Source organism: Desulfosoma sp., from assembly GCF_052743555.1.
Genome location: NZ_JBRAHS010000007.1, coordinates 93,965 through 111,847, shown reverse-complemented (window position 1 = coordinate 111,847; position 17,883 = coordinate 93,965). Strand labels below are relative to the sequence as shown.

Below are 17,883 nucleotides of genomic sequence, written 5' to 3'. Positions count from 1 at the left end.
TCGACCGTGGGGCGCAAGATTCTTGCGACCGGGCACTGCACCCCCGGAATCGAAAGCGCCGGCGCAAGCCACTGGCAGAAGTCATTTTGTGCAAGCGATGCACCCCGTGAATCGTTACCCCGCGACGCGCCAACAAATTGACCACCGGGTATCTCCAGCATCAGGACGGCAACGAGCCCCATGAGGGCCTTGGGTTAACCGCCAGATGCGCGTTATGTCGCTTTTGACGTGGGGCTGTGTTGGACTTAATAAATATACGCTATGGATCAGCGTGGTGCGAACCTGGGAGGACAGAAAATGATGCAACGTCAGCCATCGACATTGTGGATTGCTCTTGGCCTCATCGCCGCTTTGGCCGTGACGTCCTGCGCGGCGCCTCGAAACAGAACGGAACAGGGGGCGCTCGTCGGCACCGGTGTTGGCGCCGCTACCGGGGCGGTTCTGGGACAGGCCATTGGACGCAACACACAATCCACACTGATCGGCGCCGCCGCCGGAGCCCTTGTGGGCGGCGTTGCCGGAGGAATGATCGGCAGTTACATGGATCGGCAGGAGCAGGAAATGCGTCAAGCCCTCGCGGCCACGGAAGCCGCCAACATTCAGCGTACACAGGATGTGCTGGTGGTGACGTTCAAATCCGATGTGCTTTTTGATTTCGATTCGTCCACTTTGAAACCGGGCGCCTCCAGTGAATTGGATCGAGTGGCTCAGGTGCTCAACCGCTATCCTGAAACCCGCATCACTGTGGAAGGCCATACGGACGCCATTGGATCCCTTCAGTACAACCAGCAATTGTCCGAAAGGCGTGCCTTGAGCGTCAAAGAGGCCTTGGTCAGCCGCGGGGTCCATCCGGCCCGCATCAGCACCATCGGCTACGGGGAAACGCGTCCCATTGCGTCCAACGATTCAGAAGCGGGTCGTCAGCTCAACCGCCGCGTCACCATTCTCATCACACCCGTGCAGGGCTAGCCAATGCGACGTCGCCATTCATAGAGGGCCACCGCGGTGGCCGTGGCGGCGTTCAAAGATTCCATGCTCGGAGCCATGGGAATGGCGACAGCCCGGCGCCTCCATGGTTCCGGAAGCCCCGGTCCCTCCAACCCAGCCAGCAGTCCAAAGGATTCTGGAAAGTTCACCTGATTCAAGGGGCGGCCATCTTGGGACAAGGCGATCATGGGCAGTGTCGTGGGCAGATCGGAAGCGGAAGGCCCGAAAAACATCCGCAGTCGAAAGACAGCCCCTGCCGAAGCTCGTACGGCCTTGGGATGAAACGGGTGTGCACTTTCTTTAAGGAGCACCACGGCGGTGACGCCAAAGGCCGCCGCCGTGCGCACCACCGCTCCCACGTTTTCCGGGTCCTGAAACGGCACAAAAAGCGTACAACCCAAGCTCAGACCATCGGCCGGTGTCCAGGACGGAATGGCCGGCACCTGGACGTGCAACAGAGGATGACCTGTGCCAAAGATATCCAGCGCCTCAAAAAGAGGCCTTTCCAGTTCCAGCCAGGTGACATGCTCTCTACAGGCCGAAGGGGGCGCTGGCCCACCGGCCACCGAAATCCAGGCCCGGACCAGGTTCGGCTGAAACTTCAGAACATCGCGAATCACCTTGGCGCCGCTCACCAGGCACAGCCCTTCCTTTCGAATCCCCTTTGGGGTTAAGGCCCTCTGAAGCATTTTGAAATCCACATTGTCAAAACTCGCGATGCGCTTGTGGCGCCCTGCAGCGGAGGCCGCCTGACGCACGAGCGCAGCGCGCTCGCTGAGCCTGACAAAAACCACCAGGCGACGTCGATGCGGCGTCCCTGGAATCAGGTAGGCGCGATCCTCCATCAAAGCAAAACGCCCGTTAAAAAGCCGCACAGCGCGTTCCAGTTCGTGGTCACAATGGGGACCTTTCATGAAAATGAGCCGCCCCCCTTTTTCCAGACACCCTTCGATGCGTTCCATGGTTTCCGCCATCGATTCCACGGCCCGCGTAATGACACCGCGCACAGGGCGATCATATGACGGCCCGATACGGCGCCCTTCAATAAAAACCTTTTCAAGCCCAAGGGCCTCACAGACCTCGTGCAAAAACCGAACGCGATGCTGACGGCTTTCCCCTAGCACCAGTTCAAGGCCCGGGTGAAAAATCTTCAGGGGAATGCCCGGCATGCCGGGCCCTGTGCCCAGGTCCAAAAGGGGCGAAGGCAAAGGGATCATCAGGCCGGGCAGGATGGAATCCAGGTAGAGTTTTCGAACCATGTTGTGGAAGTTGTGCACCCGAGTCAAATTGAGTTCAACATTGTGCCTTCTCAACCATTGATGATATGTCCATAGCTGGTGCACTTGCTGAGCACTCGCCTGCACGCCGCTTTGTTCTAGAATGAAGGCCAGAGCTTGTGGGCTCGGCCTCAAAGCCTGGGGGATCGATCGTTGCGCCATGAAGAGGCTGCTTTTCCTTTCTCGTGCCAGGTCCGTCGCGGGTTTTTCCTTTGGGGACACACCATGAATTGTCACAATGATGGGCATATCACGCCGTGGCGCTCGCCCTCTGGGACGCTTCAGCAACCCACAGTGTTCCTGCATCCCCGCTGGCCTGTGTTGTATGTCGACAATCATCTTCTTGCCGTTTATAAGCCCGCCGGGCTTTTGGTTCAAGGTGATCTCACCGCAGACCCATGTCTTTTGGACCTGACCAGAAGCTGGATCAAGGACCGGTTTCAAAAACCGGGTAACGTTTTTGTCGGCCTTGTGCACCGCTTGGATCGACCCGTTTCCGGCCTCGTCCTCTTTGCTCGAACCACTAAGGCAGCGTCACGATTGAGCGCTGTGTTTCGTGAAAACCGCGCGATAAAGATCTATCTGGCCGTGGTGGAAGGCCGCCCGAACAGCGGTTCCGCGACCCTTGTTCACGGGCTGGCACGGCGGAAGGCGGGAGGAGTAGCCGTCCTTCCTACAGAAACGCCCGGCACGCAACGGGCCGAACTCCACTACAGGACCCTGGCCTGCGCCGAGCAACGCTCTTTGCTTGCCGTGCAACTTAAGACAGGCCGAAAACATCAGATTCGAGCCCAATTGGCTCATGAGGGCTGTCCCATTGTGGGCGATGTGCGCTACGGCGCGCCCTCCACCCTGCCGCATCGCGCCATTGCATTGCATGCCTGGAAACTGATCGTGCCCCACCCGACCAAGGGTGAAGCCGTGGAGATTTCCTGCCCCATTCCTTTCAACTGGACCTGGAACCCTAAGGACATGGACGATGCCTCTTTCCCGAACACTGTTCGACCCTTGTGGCATTGGTGTCAGTACGAGCCTGATCTCAGTTGAAGGCGACAGGTGCATGATGGCGCCCCTATTCAGCCCAACGGCTGGGGCGGCGGTCTGCCCACAAGACGGTGTTCTTGTCACAAGGTAGCTTTTGTGAAACAATGCTGCATGGTTCAGTGGCTTGTTTTCCCGCTTTTACATCTAATGAGGAGGATACCCATGGCCGAATTGATGGACGTGATTCGTTCCCGACGCAGCATTCGAAACTTCGAAGACAAGGATGTTCCCGACGCATTGCTTCAAAAGGTTCTGGATGCCGTCAAGTGGTCGCAGTCCTGGGCCAACACTCAGTGTTGGGAAGTGATCGTTGTGCGCCATCCGGAAACCAAAGCGAAGCTTCAGGAAACCTTGACCAAAGGCAATCCGGCCACCAAATCCATCACGGCGGCCCCTGTGGTGGTGGCCCTGTGCGGCAAGCTGCAAAGCGCCGGCTACTACAAAGGTGAAAAAACCACCAAGTTCGGGGACTGGTTCATGTTTGATCTGGGTATCGCCACTCAAAACTTCTGCTTGGCCGCCGCCGATGCAGGACTGGGCACCGTGGTCGTGGGCCTGTTCGACCACGACAAGGCCAAAGAAATCCTCGGGGTTCCCGAAGGCTACGAACTGGTGGTGCTGCTGCCCCTGGGATATCCATCCAAGGTGCCCTCGCCTCCGAAGCGACGGGAAATCGAAGAATTCACCCATTACGAAAAATTCTAGGACCTCACAGCATGGCGCGGGCGGCTCGCCCGCGCTTTCCGCTTCACTGCAACGTCATTGTCGGCCTCTCCCCACCCTTGGCGCATCGGTTCAGGAGCCACTTTTCATGAGCCCCAGACGGTTTCGGTATCATCGCGAAGATTTTCTTCCCTTTCCGGTCACCATCGAACACATGGACATCGTGATTCGTTTCTTTGAAGATCGTGTGGAAGCGTCCAACACGCTGTACCTTCGAGCTCTAGAGCCCGTTCAGGAAGTCCGTCTGGATGCCAAGGACCTGAAGATGCGTTCGGTGCGCTGGTGCGCTCACGGCACCCCTGGCCAGGAAGCTGTTCCGGTGCCCTATCGGCTGGACCTGGCACGCCACAAGCTGCTCATCACGCCGCCTCATCCCCTGAGAGCCGGGGAACGGTTCATCGTGGCCACCGACAATCTCTGTTACCCATCCGACCATCTTGTCGAAGGCATTTACCGGGATGTCACGCCGCCTAATGCCCCCCCAGCAATACATGTCCCAATGCCAGCAATGGGGCTTTCAAAGGATCATGCCCGTCATTGACGACTGCCGGGCCAAGTGCACCATGACCACAACCTTGGAAGGGGACGCGCGCTACACCCACATGATCAGCAACGGCAACATCAGCCGCTGCTACAATCCCGGTGGATGCCGTCACCTATGTCAAAGCCGCTGAAGTAATGCATATGCTTCGCCTCATGCTGGGTTCCGAAACCTTTGAAACCGCTACCCGGCTGTATTTTTCCTGCTACAGGAACACAAACGCCAATACGGACCAGTTTTTTGAGTGTTTTGAAGAGGTTCGGGCATTTCTCTGGCGACCTTCAAGAAAAAGTGGCTGGAACAACCGGGTTATGCTCGAGTCACAGCCCGCACGCATTACGACTCGGCCTCTCGAAGCCTAACGGTGACACTGCGTCAGGACTTGATGGACGGTCAAGAACCTTTTCCCGTCCCTGTGTCGGCGGCTCTGGTGAATGCCCAGGGTCGAGACATGGACGGCACATGCCGAATCCTTCTGCTCACAGAACAGGAACAGAGCTACACCTTTGGCAATCTTTCTGAAGAGCCGGCCTTTGCGTCCCTGAACCGAGACGCCTCTTTTTACGGCACCTTTCAAGAGGCCACAGCCGATGCAGCCCTTCTTCAACGCCAGGCCCTGCTGGACTCAAATGCCTTCAACCGCGTGGAAGCATTTCGAAAACTCACGGATCGTGAGCGCCTTGCGCAGATCACCGCCCCTGGAACCCCTGTCTCCTACGGCTGGCTCCACGTTTACGGCACCATTCTTCGCGATGCCAACCTGCCCTGGGCCCTCAAGGCAGCCATGCTGCGCATTGACGAACAGCCCCTGGACCGACACTACGCCGCCTGGTTTCCGGAACTTGTGAGAGCTCGAGAAATCCTGATGCAAGCCATCAACTCCCGGTTTTATGAGGATTTGGTGCACGCTATTCACGAACTGCGCCGGTCCATGAAGACTGGGGATTCGCTTCAGGTCGGCATTCAAAAGCGGGAACTCTACAGGGTGCTCGTGGACCTTTTGGCCGTGGCGGACACGCCCGCGGTGCATGAGATCCTTATGCGCCATCTCGATCAAGCCCGCACCGCCACGGAACGGTTTCGACTCCTTGTGGCCTTAAACCGCAGTTCCTGGAAAAGACGCCTAGAACTTTTGGAACAGACCTCCCATCAGTGGTGCGGCGATGTGACCAGCTACGCCAACTACCTCAAGGTCGTGGCCCTGGGAACACATTCTGATCTGTGGCACCGAGTGGAAAGGGAAAAAAACCGACCGGGGTTCGACCTAACCCACCCAACCCTCAGCCGCGCTCTGCTGGTCACGGTGGCCACTAATACCAAGAAGGTCTGGACTGAAGAAGGCATCGACTGGATCCGACGGCACGTGGTGGACATGGCGCCCGTCAACGCCAACATTGCCCGAAGACTTCTGAATACCTTTCAACACGTGCCGCGCCTACAGCCTCAATGGCGCCGCCGCGTTTGCGCGGCCTTACATGACATCGTGGCCCGCGTGCCTTTTGAAGACAATCCCAGCATCGCCGGGCAGGCTCAAAGTTACCTTCACACATGCCGCCGGATTGATGGACATCCTGACATATAATTCCAAACGGCCGGCTCGATCTTTGATCTCCTGGCTCGACTTGAGGATCTTCGTCCCCACAATCCTAGGTGAGGGTTTTTGTGGGCGGATCGAAGACCGCCACCGCTCGCGCCTTTGAAGGGAAGGTTTTCCGGCCGCCGGCATATCATCCCACGAGGACGCGCTCCTTCCATAGGGACATGCAAGCCCACACGATCTCCAAACAAGGCCATTTTTCGAACGGCCTCAGGAGCGCGAGACGCCCTGAGGCGTTGATGACAAAGGCTTTTTGGGGGCTTGGGTGCCCTCTTGGTGGAGTCATCTTCATCGGCCCCCCTTGACTTTGCCGAAAAAGATGGTTCAATTAGGAATCGTTACTAGTCGATAGTCCCAATTGGGGTCAGTTTGTGATGGACAGTTCGGATGGGGGGAGTGCCGCGGCCATGGTTCGAAGGACGCCACAGCGGGAAGCAGTTTTAGAGGTTTTGCGGCGTTCATGCGACCATCTGACGGCCGATCAAATTTATGATGCGGTGCGCCAAACAGTGCCGCGCATTAGTTTGGGCACGGTCTATCGCAATTTGGAAACTCTGGCTTCTCAAGGTCTGATTCAAAAGATTGTTTCGGGCTCCGGCCCCATGCGATTTGACGGCAACCCTCATCGCCACGTGCACCTGCGTTGTGAACGGTGTGGTGCCCTGGAAGATGTGTGCTTGAAAAAACCTTTGGATCCCACGGCATTTGTGGACGAAGGTTCAGGCCAGGTGGTGCGTTCCTTTGTCCTGGAATTTTCCGGCCTGTGCCGGCGCTGTGCCTCCGCGGATTCTTCGTAGGATATGCGGGAGGACATGTGCCGGCGTGGGAGCGGAATCCGCCTCCCGTGGTGGGGAAAGGTTGGAACCACGCTACGGTATCAAAAAACTTTTGGTCATGGAACAACAATAAGAATGGAGGAGACCAATGGCTCAACTGAAAGGCACGCGAACGGAAAAGAACCTTTTGACGGCCTTTGCCGGAGAATCCCAGGCTCGCAACCGCTACACGTACTTTGCTTCCCAAGCCCGCAAGGAAGGCTATGTGCAAATAGCCCTCATTTTTGAAGAAACCGCCAATCAGGAAAAGGAGCACGCCAAGCGCCTCTTCAACTTTTTACAGGGCGGCGAAGTGGAGGTGCAGGCGGCTTTTCCGGCGGGAAAAGTGGAATCCACTCTGGAGAATCTCAAAGCCGCCGCGGCGGGCGAGCATTACGAACACACGGAAATGTATCCTTCCTTTGCCGCCGTGGCCAGGGAGGAAGGTTTTGATGAGATTGCGGCGGTCTTCATGAATGTGGCCGTGGCCGAAAAACAGCACGAAAAGAGGTATCGAGACTTGGCGGAAAACATCGAAAAGGGGCGGGTGTTCAAGCGGGAAGCTCCCGTCACGTGGCGTTGTCTCAACTGTGGTTACATCTCCGAAGCTGCGGAAGCTCCCAAGCAGTGCCCGGCCTGCGCTCATCCGCAAGCGTATTTTGAGCTTTTGGGAGAAAACTGGTAACGATACAGCACAGGGTGCCCGGCACACGACCGGGCTCCCTGGGAGACGCCATAGGAGGTGATTCCCTCATGGCACCCATCCCCATTAAGGACAAAATCTTCAACGTGGGCGTGGTGGACTGGAACATTCGTGATTTCCACGGTTATTCCACTTACAAAGGCACCACCTACAACGCTTACCTGGTCATGGACGACAAAATCACGCTTTTTGACACGGTCAAGAAGCCCTTCAAGAGTGATCTGCTGCATCACATTCGCGCGATCACCGACCCCCAAAACATTGATTACCTCGTAGTGAATCATGTGGAAATGGATCATTCTGGGTGCGTTCCTGAAATCATCGAGGCCGTAAGACCGCAAAAGGTTTTTTGTTCCGCCATGGCCAAGAAGGCCTTAGAAGCGCACTATGGATCGCGGGACTGGCCCCTGGAAGTGGTTCAAAACGGCCAGGAAATCTCCTTGGGACAGCGCACGGTGCGATTCCTGGAAACGCGCATGCTGCATTGGCCGGACAGTATGTTCAGCTACCTTCCTCAGGATAAGCTTCTCATTTCCAGTGATGCCTTTGGCCAGCACTGGGCCACCAGTGAAACCTTTGACGATCAGGTGCCTTTATCCGAATTGTTGCGCCATGCCGCCAAATATTACGCCAACATTCTATTGCCCTATTCTCCTTTGGTGCAGAAGCTGCTCGCAGCGGTTACCGAAATAAAGCTGGACATCGACATGATCGCCCCGGACCATGGCATCATTTGGCGCAGCGACCCCAAGGCCATCCTGGACGCTTATGACACATGGAGTTTGCAAAAGGCGCAACGCAAGGCGCTGGTGATCTACGACACCATGTGGCAGTCCACGGAAAAGATGGCTCATGCCGTGGCCTCGGGTCTTGCGGAGGAAGGCGTCGCTTACAAGGTGCTCAATCTCAAGCACAATCACCGCAGTGACATTCTCACCGAGGTCCTGGACAGCAAGGCCCTCATCTTCGGCTCCCCCACCCTCAACAACGGCATGCTGCCCACCATGGCCGACATTCTGTGCTACATGAAAGGACTCAAGCCCATGGGTAAAATCGGCTCAGCCTTCGGTTCCTACGGCTGGAGCGGCGAAGCGGTCAAGGATATGGTTCGGTGGATGGAAGAGATGAAGATTGAGGTTGTGGAGCCTCCGGTGCGGGTCCAATACGTTCCCAACCACGAGGCCCTGGCCCAGTGTGTGGAATTGGGACGACGAGTCGGCCGTGCCGTCAAGGAACGCACGGCGTGATAGGAGAAAGGGTCCGGCGCGGTGAAGGGCCGAGCCGGATGCCAAGGAGGACACGATGGATGCCTTCCTTTTGTCGCGTCTGCAGTTTGCCGCCGCCACCTATTTTCACTTTCTCTTTGTCCCACTGACCCTGGGCTTGTCCATTCTCATTGCCGTCATGGAAACCAAGTTTGCGCGATCAGGGGATGAAGAATATCAACGCATGGCCAAGTTCTGGGGAAAGATCTTTTTGATCAATTTCGCCGTCGGCGTGGTCACGGGTATCACACTGGAATTTCAGTTCGGCACCAACTGGTCCCGTTATTCCCGATATGTGGGTGACATCTTTGGGTCTTTATTGGCCATTGAAGCCACGGCGGCCTTTTTTCTGGAATCTACCTTTATCGCCGTCTGGGCGCTGACCTGGAATCGCCTTTCCGCCAAGGCCCACGCCGTCACCATCTGGCTTGTGGCCTTTGCGTCCAATCTTTCGGCCGTATGGATTCTCACGGCCAACGCCTGGATGCAGCATCCCGTGGGCTACACGCTTCGAGGCGGCCGAGCGGAGTTGACGGATTTTCTGGCGGTGGTGACCCAGCCTTTCGCCTGGCACACGATTCTGCACACCCTCAGCGGCGCTTACATCCTTTCGGGAATGTTCGTCATGGGCGTGAGCGCCTACCATCTGTTGCGGCGCCAACATGTGAGTTTCTTTAGCCGTTCGTTTCGCATGGGCACTGTGATGGCGCTCATCTTTTCCGTGGTGGCCGTGGTGCACGGCCATGTGCTGGGTTCCGAAGTGGCGCGCACACAGCCCACCAAGCTGGCGGCCATGGAATCTTTGTGGGAAACCAAGCAGAAGGCGCCTCAGTACCTGTTGGTCATTCCTGATGAAAAGGGGGAACGCAACCGAGTCGAACTGGGGGCCCTTCCCGGGGTGCTTAGCCTGCTCGCCTACCACGACGTGAACGCCACGGTCAAAGGCCTCAAGGATTTTCCAAAGGAAGACCGTCCTCGCGTGACCCTCACCTTTCTCGCCTTTCGCCTCATGATCGGCCTTGGATTTCTCTTTCCCGTCCTAGCCCTGTGGGCGTGGTGGAAGAGGCACCGTCTACTGGAAAGCCCTCGGCTTCTCAAAGTGATGCTCTTCTCCATTCCTTTGCCGTATCTCGCCCTTCAGGCGGGATGGACCGTCACAGAAGTGGGCCGGCAGCCATGGGTCGTCTACGGCGTCATGCGCACGTCCGATGCCGTCTCCCCCATCGCCGCCCCTCAAGTGGCCGTGTCACTCACCGCTTTCATCGTGGTCTATTCCCTGCTGGGTCTCATTGCCTTTGGTCTCATGGCCCGCTATGCCACACGGGGGCCCGCGATGGAAACGGCGCAATCATGACGGCAATTTTAACAGGAGGTTGGTCCATGCTTGCAACCGTATGGTTTCTGCTGTGGGGCCTGTTGTGGGCCGTCTATTTCATGCTGGGCGGGTTTGACCTGGGCGTGGGTGTGGTCCGGCCCTTCGTGGCGCGATCGGAAGAGGATCGGCGCCTGATCGGCCAGGCCATGGGTCCTTATTGGAACGGCAACGAGGTGTGGCTCATTGCCGCTGGCGGCGTCACTTTTGCCGCCTTTCCCACCACCTATGCCGTGATGTTCAGCGGCCTCTACGCAGCCCTGATGCTCATTCTTTTTGGGCTCATTCTGCGAGGGGTCGCCTTGGAATTTCGGCACCTGGGGTCCGGCTTCGGCTGGAAATCTTTGTGGGACACCTGTCTTTTCGTGGGAAGCTTTCTGCCCGCATTTCTTTTGGGCGTGGCCTTTGCCAACATTTTTCAAGGGCTTCCCATTGATGAAAACGGAGTGTTTCAGGGAACTCTGTGGACCCTTCTGAACCCTTACGGACTGCTGGGAGGGCTGCTGTTCCTGATGCTTTTCGTGGAACACGGCACCCTGTGGCTGGCCCTGAAGACCACCGGCGACCTGCACGAGCGAGCTGCTTCGCTGGCCAAAGGTCTGTGGTGGGTTCTGACCTCCACGGCCGTGGGCTTTCTGGTCGCCACCTGGTTCGCTACGCGCCTTTACGCCAACTATCTGGAAAACCCCATGCTCTTTTCCGTGCCCATCGTGCTTATTCCCGCACTGACCGTCGCGGCCCTTCTCGCCGTTCGTTTCTTTGCAGCGAAAAACCATTGGGGGCGCGCCTGGGTGGCTTCGGCCGTGACCATCGTTGGGGCCACCTTTTTCGGTGTCATCGGGCTGTACCCCAACATGCTGCCTTCAAGCCTGAACCCCACCTACAGCCTGACCGTGTACAACGCCTCTTCCAGCCCCTTGACCCTTAAGATCATGCTTTTGGTGGCTGTGATCTTTGTGCCTATTGTTGTGGCCTACCAGGGCTGGGCCTACAAGCTGTTTCACCGCAAAGTGAGCCTGGATAAGGCGGCCTACGCCTACGAAGAAGCCTAGAGACCGCGAAAAAGCCGGCTTGGACCGTCACGACCCAGGCCGGCTTTTACGGCTTGACTGTTCTCTTGCGCCGTAGGTCTAAGGAGCTCGTGGGCTTCGGTCATCGGGCACTTTTCCATCAGGGTTTCTGGGCACTTGAGGCCTCACGCGATCACGCCATCCCTTTGGGCAGGATGCATCGTAACGAAAACGGGCCTAAGGGCTCGTATTTGGCAAAGTCACACCAAATGCGCCGAAAGGTTTGCTCATCCAAAGGCGCGGATTAACGGACACAGACCTTTTGGGATGAGGCCTTTCTCTGAGCGCCCTAAAAAGCTCCCGCGTCCCGAACAGGGCTTCGTAAAGACCCTTGGTCACGCACGGGCTTGAACCCGCCTTAGTCATGCAGGCCAAAGCTGCTGCGCGGCTTTTTTTCGCGCCCCCTCATTTTTCTTTTCTTGCGTTCCCGTCCTTGACAAGGCGAAAAAATTATAGGTAAAAGAGCTGTGATTGTGAAAAAATGCTTTTAACAAAGCGCCATGGTCTTTGGCGGAAGCGTCTTCACTTTGTTTTTTCGTGTTTTCTCTCTTAGTAAACCCTTCAACGGCGTGGGGCGGACTCATGTGCGAAGTGAAAAAGAGCGCGTCACAAAGGGGCATCGGCATCATCGCTTTTTTAGCCGGATTTATTGGAGCGCTGCTCGTGGGATGGGTCGTCTTTCCCAACGTGTTGTATTCCACCAAGACGCAGCCCATCGCCTTCCTGCACTCTTCCCACCAGGACAGCGACTGCCAGGACTGTCATTTCTTTCGCGAGGACGGATCGTACAGTGGATTGCCCAAGTTGGAAAAATGTGCGGAATGTCATGCCGAACCCATGGGGGACAGTCCTGAAGAAAAGAAGTTGGTGGAGGAATACATTCAGCAGGAACGGGAGATTCCCTGGTTGGTCTACGCGTGGCAGCCGGACAACGTGTATTTTTCCCACGCGGCGCACACCCAAACCCAAGGCATTGAGTGTGTGCGATGCCATCGCGACGTGACCAAGGAAACCAAGAACCCGACTTTCAAGGAAAACCGTCTGACCGGTTACAGCAGCAAGACCATGAAGATGGTGGAATGTGAAAAATGCCATGCGGAGCGGGGGGCCAGCAACGCCTGTCATGTTTGTCACAAATAGGAGAGGTGCCGCCGCGGGCTGAAAGGTTTGGCTTAGACCCATGATGTCCCTAACCGAATGAACGCGAGGGATTTGGAATGAGTCTTGGGCGAAGAGCATTTTTACAGTTTGTGGGCGGAGCCATCGGGGGAACGTTGCTCACCCCCATCCCCTGGAAGTTGGCCGACGATTCCGCCATTTGGACGCAAAACTGGTCGTGGCGCCCCTCGCCCGAGCGGGGCGAGATCACGCGCGTGCACAGCATTTGCCAGTTGTGCCCGGGTGGATGCGGCATCACGGCGCGATTGGTCAACGGCCGTCGCGCCGTGGCCGTGACGGGCAATGCGGCGCATGCCGTGAGTGGGGGTGGTGTGTGCCCGCTGGGTGCTTCCGGCCTGCAATATCTTTATGCTCCGTACCGCGTCGCTAAGCCGTTGAAACAAAGGGGAGCGCGAGGCGACCTCAAGGGTTTTCAGGAAATTTCCTGGGACGAAGCCCTCAAAGAGGTGGCCACTAAGTTGACGCAGTTGCGCACCGAAGGCAAATCCCACACCGTGGCCTGCCTCACCGGCCAGAAGCGCTCCACCATGGCCTCCTTATGGCGCCAATTTCTTACGGCATACGGATCCCCCAATTTTTACACCATGCCCGATGCGTCGGACAGCGTGCGCCTGGCCGTGGCGTTGACCACCGGTGCAGACGCAGACATCGGATTTCACTGGCATAAAGCCTCTTATGTGCTCTCCTTCGGTGCGCCTTTGCTGGAGGGCTGGGGAAGCCCCGTTTTCCTCCAGCGGGTCTTTGGCACATGGCAGACGGAAAAGCCTGGGGTTCCCAGGACCTTGTGGGTTCACGTGGATTCCCGAGCGGGCCTGACGGCGTCCAAGGCCCACCGCTGGATCGCCTGCCATCCGGGGACGGAGGCGGCTTTAGCCCTGGGCATCGCCCATGTGTTGGTTCGGGAAAAACTCTATGATGCGGCTTTCGTGGCCGACAGGGTGTTCGGCTTTGAAGACTGGGTCGATCCCACGGGAGTGCAGCGCAAAGGGTTCAAGACCCTGGTGCTTGCCAAATACGGGCTGGATGAGGTGTCCAAGATCACAGGGGTTGCGCCTCAAACCATTCAGGAACTGGCACGGCAGCTGGCGCACCAAAAGTATCCTTTGGTGGTCTGGGGGCAGGATAAGGGAGACAAACCCAACAATCTCTATCATGACCTGGCTTTCTTGGCCCTCAACGCCCTTTTGGGCAATCTGTCCCCTGCCGGAACGCTAGCTTTGGTACCCCATGATCCCTGGCCTGTTTTTCCGGAACCCGTCCTGGATGAGAAAGCCTATCGCGGGCTTGGACAACCCGCCTTGGGACGCCCTTCCACGGTGCCTCGCACCAAGGTGCCCGTCAACACAGTCATGCCTTTCCTGGAAGCCGTGGCCACCGGGTCGGAATATCCTTTGGAACTCCTGTTTGTCCATGAAGCCAACCCTGTCTACAGTTTGCAGGAAACTGCTTTGGTCACCCAAGCGGTGCAAAAGGCTGGCATGGTCGTGTCCTTTTCTTCTTATATGGATGAAACTACTCAGTGGGCGGATCTGGTCCTTCCCAATCACAACGCCTTGGAACGGCTTGATGATGTCCTGGGACTACCGGGCTTGCCCTGGGCGGCTTATGCCCTGGCATCACCCATTTTGAAGCCGCACCATGACACGCGATCCACTGGGGATGTGGTGCTTTCTCTGGCTGCTGCTTTGGGGGGCGATGTGGCGCAAAGCCTTCCATGGAAGTCTTACGAAGAGGTGCTCAAGCAAAGGGTCGCGGCCATCGCCGAAGCCGGTTCGGGCCTTGTGGCGGCCGCAAACGCCTTTGACCCCGCCACAGCGCCCACGGATCGAGGCTTGTCGCCTAATTTCAAGGACGCCGCAGATCTATGGAACAAGCTCAAAGCCGGGGCCTGCTGGGTGGATGTGGTGCCCACGCCGCAAAGCTTCGCCACACCTTCACAGCGCTACGAACTGGCCTGCCAGGGACTCATGGCCAGCGTGTCCGCTTCGGCTTCCGATGAGCTGTTCCTGCCAAGGTTCCATCCCCTGAAACCCTCGGGCGATGAAACCGAATACCCGTTGTTGCTCACAACCTATGCCACGCTGATGCTTTCGGAAAGCTATGTGCCCAATGCCCCGTTCATGAACAAGCTGCTCCCGGACGATCTTCTGCTGGCCCAAGACGTCTTCGTGGACATTCACCCGGAAACGGCAAGGTCTTTGGGGCTTGCGGACAAAGCGGCCGCCGTGTTGAAGACTCCTCGAGGAGAGGCTCGCGTACGGGTGCGAGTCACGACCTCTGTACGGCCCAGCGTCGTGGCGGTGCCTCAGGGATTCGGGCACACGGCCTACGACGCCTATGTGCAAAACAAGGGCTTCAATGCCAACGACCTCGTCGAAGTGCAGCTGGACCCTGTCACAGGGCTCGGCACTGTGTGGGCCACTCGAGCCCAACTGCGGCGGGCATAGGAAATTTAACGCATCGGCCGCCGGTTTCCCGATGGCGGCCTGTGGTTGTCAGCCTAACAGAGGATGTCACCCATGAGTGGAAGCGCACATTCGGAGCATGCGGAAAGCAAGGTCCGCTATGGCATGGCCATCGATTTGGACAAGTGCACGGGCTGTGGAGCCTGTTCGGTGGCCTGCCAGCAGGAAAACAACGTCTCTTTTCGGCCCGATGAAAGCCACAAACTGCGCACCTTGTCCTGGATGACCCTGTATCGGTTGGAAAACGGCGGCGATTATCCTGACTATCGCGCGGCCATGCTGCCCAGGCCGTGCATGCATTGCGATTCGGCCCACCATTCCCCCTGCACTTTTGTGTGCCCTGTGAACGCCACCATTCGCGATGAACACACGGGCATTGTGGACCATGTGGCCGTGCGGTGCATCGGCTGCCGCTACTGCATGGTTGCCTGCCCGTACCATGCCCGGTCGTTCAACTGGTGGGATCCTACTTGGCCGAAATCCATGGAGGCCATGCTGAATCCTGAGGTGAGCCCGCGAATGCGCGGTGTGGTGGAAAAGTGCACGTTTTGCCACCACCGTTTGAACCTGGCTCGAGACCGCGCTCGACTCAACGGAGAGGATCCCGACACGGTGCTCTACACGCCAGCCTGTGTGGAAGCCTGCCCAACGGGAGCCATCACTTTCGGAAACCTCAAGGATCCCAACAGCGACGTGGCCAAGTTGGCCAAGGACGCACGAGCTTTTCGCATTTTGGAAAAACTCCACACGGAACCCAAGGTTTACTACCTGAGTTCTGCACAGTGGATACGGCGTCAATCGGACAACGGACTGTGATGTCCTAAGCACCCCTAGACTTTTTCAGGAGTCCCTTATGGATAAGGCATTGATTCCGGAAGGTGTGAAGCGTTGCCCGCTGCCGGTGTTTGGCCTGTGGATCCTGTTATTGCTGGCCGTGATCGCTTGGGGCGTCTACGCCGGCTTGACCGTACTCGTCAAGGGATTGAACGTCACCGGTTTAAACAACTACTTCGGTTTCGGCCTCTACACCACGGTGGATCTCGGCATCATCGCTCTGGGCGCCGGAGCATTCTTTTCCGGTTTCATGTATTATGGGCTTTCCCGGTTCTTTCCCCGCCTCAAGGAGCTCCACAAGATCATTAATCTAGCCGTGATTGTAGGCTTTTGCTGTTACACGGGCGCCCTGTTGGTGCTCCTGCTGGAAATCGGGCAGCCGCTGCGGGGTTGGTTCGGGTACTGGCACGCCAACGTGCATTCCATGCTCACGGAGGTCATCTTCTGCATTTCCTGTTATGCGATTGTGTTAATTATCGAGTTCGTGCCCATCATTTTGGAAAACCGCAAACTGGACGCCGTCAAGCCTCTGCACGTGTTTGGGCATAACCTTCATGAGATCATGGCCATGTTCGCCATGACGGGCACCTTTTTGAGCTTTTTCCATCAAGGTTCTCTGGGTGGCGTTCCCGGCGTCATGTTTGGTCGCCCCTTCGCCTACCGCACCGGATTTTTCATTTGGCCCTGGACCTTTTTCCTTTTTACCCTTTCGGCCATGGCCTGCGGTCCAGCCTTTACGGCGCTCATCTGCCGCATCATTGAGAAGGTGAGCCGCAAGACTCTGGTAGATCGCAGCGTCTATGAATTGATCGCCAGGATCACAGGCAGCCTGCTTTTGATCTATATCATTTTTAAGACCTTGGACACTTTGTATTGGGCCTTGGATACCGCCCCGGACTTCGGTCTCAAGCTCAGTGACTTCTACCGCGCACCTTACGGGATGTGGCTGCTTTTTACGGAGCTGGGCCTGTGCGGCGTCGTCCCTGTCATCCTGCTGCTCACACCCCAGACGCGCAACAGCAACGGTCTATTGTTCCTAGGGTTTTTCCTTAACTGTGCGGGCATCGTCATCAATCGATTCGCCATGACCGTGGAAGCTTTGGCCATTCCCGTCATGCCTTTTGATCAGTGGGCAGTTTACATCCCCACCTGGGCCGAATGGGCCCCATGCATTGCGATGTTGGCTTATGGCGCGGTGATCGTCTCGTTGTCCTATCGATATTTGCCCATCTTTCCGCGGGAAAAGGAGCTGAACCCTTAAAAACATCCCAAAAGCGAGTCAAAGCCCGCACGCCCTCCTGGTGCTCCAAGGGGGCGTACGATTTTTTCTCCCAGGTCAGGGAGAGCCCGCCCCAGACGGCATCTTGTCTTCTTTGTCGCCTCATTCCGTATCAGCACCGCACCGCACGATAACAGGCCCCCCCCTGGGGCAGCACGGCCTGCAAAAAACTTTCCAGCCAAGCTGTCACGCCCACGCCACCTTTTCGCCTCACCGTTTCTCGCCCCCTTCTCGGCCGGGCCTGCTTTTGGTGCGGCGGGCTTGACCAGCCCCCCTCAGTCAGTTACGGATATTGAGGACAATGGCATGTGCATTTTTCTGGGTCCGTATCAAGCATTTCCACGCCCACGCTTTTGGAGGAAAAGCTTTCTGAGCCTCAACGGACGAGCGGACCGGCAGGCGGTGGTCCCGCCGAGGTGAACCGGGGAGGGACGCCCCCTCGGGCATAGGAGAAACACGCTCCTGCGCGTCCGCAAATGTGGGGACCGGGACAACGCTGCCCTTCCGTGGCACATACACGCCCGCACCAAAGCCAAAGGAAGCCGTTGTCGAACGGGCTCTCATTGCCGTGTCCGAGAACTCACTGTTTGCCCATTGGCGGCCCTGGAATTTCAGTTAGCTATAGGGCAAAGCTGAAGCTTCACAGCCGTGAACCAGCGCCATTGAGTTTTCGGACGGTCTTCTTGGCCATTTTTTCAACCCTCAGGAACTTTCCCCACGGAGCACGTGCAG

At 57.3% G+C, this 17,883-nt stretch carries 17 protein-coding genes; 16 read left to right on the top strand and 1 reads right to left on the bottom strand.

Going from position 1 to position 17,883, the window contains the following annotated elements; all coding sequences use genetic code 11:
* Window positions 1-297 precede the first annotated feature (297 nt).
* A complete protein-coding gene (locus ACUVSA_RS06110) occupies window positions 298-969 on the top strand; it encodes an OmpA family protein (protein WP_445892152.1) in 672 nt (223 codons plus the stop codon).
* Here the strand turns inward: ACUVSA_RS06110 and rsmG are convergent.
* Window positions 966-2,426: a 16S rRNA (guanine(527)-N(7))-methyltransferase RsmG gene (gene rsmG, locus ACUVSA_RS06105; protein WP_445894160.1), complete on the bottom strand. Its 1,461-nt coding sequence runs from the start codon at window positions 2,424-2,426 to the stop codon at window positions 966-968. The two genes, ACUVSA_RS06110 and rsmG, sit on opposite strands and share 4 nt — an antisense overlap.
* A gap of 63 nt (window positions 2,427-2,489) precedes the next feature.
* Between rsmG and ACUVSA_RS06100 the strand changes: the two genes are divergently transcribed.
* From ACUVSA_RS06100 to qrcD, 15 genes are all read left to right on the top strand, one after another.
* Window positions 2,490-3,311 (top strand): RluA family pseudouridine synthase, encoded by an 822-nt coding sequence (locus ACUVSA_RS06100; RefSeq protein ID WP_445894159.1) that lies wholly within the window; start codon window positions 2,490-2,492, stop codon window positions 3,309-3,311.
* A gap of 159 nt (window positions 3,312-3,470) precedes the next feature.
* Window positions 3,471-4,013 carry a nitroreductase family protein gene (locus ACUVSA_RS06095; RefSeq protein ID WP_445894158.1) on the top strand — a complete coding sequence of 181 codons (543 nt, stop codon included), beginning with the start codon at window positions 3,471-3,473 and terminating at the stop codon, window positions 4,011-4,013.
* A 106-nt stretch (window positions 4,014-4,119) separates the two neighbouring features.
* A complete protein-coding gene (locus tag ACUVSA_RS06090; RefSeq protein ID WP_445894157.1) occupies window positions 4,120-4,572 on the top strand; it encodes a hypothetical protein in 453 nt (150 codons plus the stop codon).
* Window positions 4,559-4,705: a hypothetical protein gene (locus ACUVSA_RS06085; protein ID WP_445894156.1), complete on the top strand. Its 147-nt coding sequence runs from the start codon at window positions 4,559-4,561 to the stop codon at window positions 4,703-4,705. Before ACUVSA_RS06090 ends, ACUVSA_RS06085 begins: the two co-directional genes overlap by 14 nt.
* Window positions 4,706-4,709: 4 nt before the next feature.
* Complete coding sequence (locus tag ACUVSA_RS06080) at window positions 4,710-4,934, top strand: hypothetical protein (RefSeq protein WP_445894155.1); 225 nt, start codon at window positions 4,710-4,712, stop codon at window positions 4,932-4,934.
* Window positions 4,838-6,154 carry a DUF3458 domain-containing protein gene (locus tag ACUVSA_RS06075; protein WP_445894178.1) on the top strand — a complete coding sequence of 439 codons (1,317 nt, stop codon included), beginning with the start codon at window positions 4,838-4,840 and terminating at the stop codon, window positions 6,152-6,154. The genes ACUVSA_RS06080 and ACUVSA_RS06075 overlap by 97 nt, the downstream gene beginning before the upstream one ends.
* Before the next feature lie 389 nt (window positions 6,155-6,543).
* Window positions 6,544-6,966, top strand: coding sequence for a Fur family transcriptional regulator (locus ACUVSA_RS06070; protein ID WP_445894154.1), 423 nt, complete (start codon window positions 6,544-6,546; stop codon window positions 6,964-6,966).
* A gap of 127 nt (window positions 6,967-7,093) precedes the next feature.
* Window positions 7,094-7,669, top strand: a complete 576-nt coding sequence (gene rbr, locus ACUVSA_RS06065; RefSeq protein WP_445894153.1) for a rubrerythrin — start codon at window positions 7,094-7,096, stop codon at window positions 7,667-7,669.
* 68 nt (window positions 7,670-7,737) lie between these two features.
* Window positions 7,738-8,934 (top strand): FprA family A-type flavoprotein, encoded by a 1,197-nt coding sequence (locus ACUVSA_RS06060; protein WP_445894152.1) that lies wholly within the window; start codon window positions 7,738-7,740, stop codon window positions 8,932-8,934.
* A gap of 55 nt (window positions 8,935-8,989) precedes the next feature.
* Window positions 8,990-10,306 (top strand): cytochrome ubiquinol oxidase subunit I, encoded by a 1,317-nt coding sequence (locus ACUVSA_RS06055; protein WP_445894151.1) that lies wholly within the window; start codon window positions 8,990-8,992, stop codon window positions 10,304-10,306.
* 26 nt (window positions 10,307-10,332) lie between these two features.
* Window positions 10,333-11,376 (top strand): cytochrome d ubiquinol oxidase subunit II, encoded by a 1,044-nt coding sequence (gene cydB, locus ACUVSA_RS06050; protein WP_445894150.1) that lies wholly within the window; start codon window positions 10,333-10,335, stop codon window positions 11,374-11,376.
* A 600-nt stretch (window positions 11,377-11,976) separates the two neighbouring features.
* Window positions 11,977-12,534, top strand: coding sequence for a menaquinone reductase multiheme cytochrome c subunit QrcA (gene qrcA / locus ACUVSA_RS06045; protein WP_445894149.1), 558 nt, complete (start codon window positions 11,977-11,979; stop codon window positions 12,532-12,534).
* Window positions 12,535-12,611: 77 nt separating this feature from the next.
* A complete protein-coding gene (locus ACUVSA_RS06040) occupies window positions 12,612-15,020 on the top strand; it encodes a molybdopterin-containing oxidoreductase family protein (RefSeq protein WP_445894148.1) in 2,409 nt (802 codons plus the stop codon).
* A gap of 72 nt (window positions 15,021-15,092) precedes the next feature.
* Window positions 15,093-15,854, top strand: coding sequence for a menaquinone reductase iron-sulfur cluster-binding subunit QrcC (gene qrcC, locus ACUVSA_RS06035; RefSeq protein WP_445892165.1), 762 nt, complete (start codon window positions 15,093-15,095; stop codon window positions 15,852-15,854).
* Between the two features lie 37 nt (window positions 15,855-15,891).
* The gene (qrcD, locus tag ACUVSA_RS06030) at window positions 15,892-17,133 is read left to right on the top strand and encodes a menaquinone reductase integral membrane subunit QrcD (RefSeq protein WP_445894147.1); all 1,242 of its coding nucleotides are present in this window, start codon (window positions 15,892-15,894) and stop codon (window positions 17,131-17,133) included.
* Window positions 17,134-17,883: the final 750 nt, after the last annotated feature.